Here is a 1,119-nt window from a genome sequence, read left to right as displayed (position 1 = left end):
GCGCCAGGGCTCGCGTGCCGCCCGCTCACCGCCCGGCAGGCGCAGCGGCTGGAGATGGCCGAGGCGAGCGCAATCGGCGCCGTCCAGCCGCAACAACTCACCGCCCCAGGCGCCACCGTCCGGGCCGAGGCCGACGCCATCCAGCGCCAGACCAACCCATGGCCCGGCCAGGCCGTGCTCGGCGGCGATGGCGGCCAGGTGCGCCGCATGGTGGCCGACCGCCCGCGCCGGAACACCGAAGCGTTCGGCCAGGCGCACGGCAAGATGGGTGGAGGGGAAATCCGGATGCAGGTCATGCGCGATGATCTCCGGCTTCACGTCCAGGATGGCCAGCAGGTGTTCGACGGTTTCCTCGAGGAAGCCGATGGCCGCCGCGTTGTCCAAGCCGCCGACGTGCTGCGACAGGAAGGCCTCGCGGCCCTTCAGCACGCACACCGTGTTCTTCAGGTAAGCGCCCAGCGCCAGCACCGTCGGCCCATCCTCGGCCAGGGCGACCGGCACCGGCACGTAGCCCCGGGCGCGGCGAATGAAGGCCGGCCCTTGCGGCGTCGCCCGCACCACCGAATCATCGCAGCGGATGACGATATCGCGGTCGTGCAGCAGGAAGGCGTCGGCGATGCCGGCCAGGCGCACCAGCGCCTCGTCGTTGGCGATCACCAGCGGTTCGCCATGCGGGTTGGCGCTGGTCATCACGAGCAGCAGCTCGCTCGGCTCCTTGAGCCAATCGGTGCCGGCCGGCCGGCCAGCCGCCTCATGCCAGAGCAGCAGGTGCAGCGGCGTCGCCGGCAGCATCGCACCAAGCCAGGCCAGGCCGGGCGCGATGCCGGGCAGTTCGAGGTCGCCTTTCGGGCACAACACGACGGGCGCCGCCATGCTGTGCAGCAAGGCCGATTCCGCCTCGCCGATGCGCGCCAGGCCGGACAGCGAAGCAACATTGAGGCCCATCACCGCAAACGGCTTGGCCTCGCGTTGCTTGCGCACGCGCAAGCGGGCCACGGCCGCTGCCTGCCGGGCATCGCAGGCCAGATGGAAGCCGCCCAGTCCCTTGATCGCCACGATGCGACCGTCGCGCAGCAGGCGCAGGGTTTGCGCAATCGGATCGCCGGCCAGCGCCCGGCC

At 71.7% G+C, this 1,119-nt stretch carries 1 protein-coding gene; it reads right to left on the bottom strand.

The features are described 5' to 3' along the window. Positions 1-1,119, bottom strand: a 1,119-nt coding sequence (locus A6M56_RS02115) for a Sua5/YciO/YrdC/YwlC family protein (protein ID WP_286757686.1), incomplete at both ends; no start/stop codon positions are given.

This window comes from Ralstonia sp. RL, assembly GCF_001683835.1.
GTDB lineage: Bacteria > Pseudomonadota > Gammaproteobacteria > Burkholderiales > Burkholderiaceae > Ralstonia > Ralstonia mannitolilytica.
The sequence above is the reverse complement of the archived record's forward strand: the minus strand, read 5'-3'. Positions and strand labels throughout refer to the sequence as shown.